Here is an 882-nt window from a genome sequence, read left to right on the forward strand (position 1 = left end):
ATGTTTGTCTTTTAATCCATCGAGAAAAACATTAAAGTGAGACATTCCAACCTCAAGTAAGTCCCATTCATTGTTATATAAACACCAATCATAGAATATTCCTCTAAATGTTCTACTTATCATCATACAAAGTTCATGACAATCAATATCAGATCGAATTTCCCCTTTCTTTTGCCCACCTTTAATGATCTGTTCTAATGTGATGTATAATGACCGATTTTCATTGATAACAAAATTTCTTTCTTCTCTATGTTTTAATTGTGTGTCATATATCACAAATGTTAGATCAAATCCGATTTCGTTTTTGACCATTAGTAGGAGTTCGGTTATAAAATCCTTTAATGTTTTGAGTGAATGTTGAGATATGTTGTTTCTATGATAAAAATCAGAATAGAAAATATCTAATTGACGAAAGTGTTCAATAATCACGTGTTCTTTTGATTTAAAATGAGTATAGAAACTTCCTTTTGAGGTATTGGCTAATTTAGTAATATCACTGATAGTAGTTCTATAAAAACCCTTTTTTTGGAAAAGTTCCATTGCTGCTATAAATAATTTTTTTTTGGTGTTTTGAGCTTGCAATTGACGATTTGTGTTTTTCTTTTCAATCATAATTATCCTCCCATATAAGATAAAGAAATTTAGACTTTTAGTTAAAATCAAACTATTAATATTATGGTATATTGTCATACTAATAATTGCAACAATAATATCAGTTAGTTGTCCCTTAAATACTATTTATGTATGATAAAATCATATGTATTGAATATAAATCATAAAAAGGCCTAGAATAAATTATAAATTTCCGTTTTTAACCTTAAACGGAAGTTAATATTACAAACGGAACTTACTCTTACAGTTTTCATGGGGTTGTCTTAAAGT

1 protein-coding gene is annotated in these 882 nt (G+C 27.6%); it reads right to left on the minus strand.

Features of this window, described 5'->3' with window-relative positions; translation table 11 throughout:
* On the minus strand, positions 1-612 hold a 612-nt coding region (locus OIF36_02660), incomplete at its 3' end, for a TetR/AcrR family transcriptional regulator (protein ID MCV6599364.1).
* Positions 613-882 lie beyond the last annotated feature (270 nt).

The sequence above is a fragment of the Alphaproteobacteria bacterium genome (genome assembly GCA_025800285.1).
In the GTDB taxonomy this organism is placed as follows: Bacteria; Pseudomonadota; Alphaproteobacteria; order JAOXRX01; family JAOXRX01; genus JAOXRX01.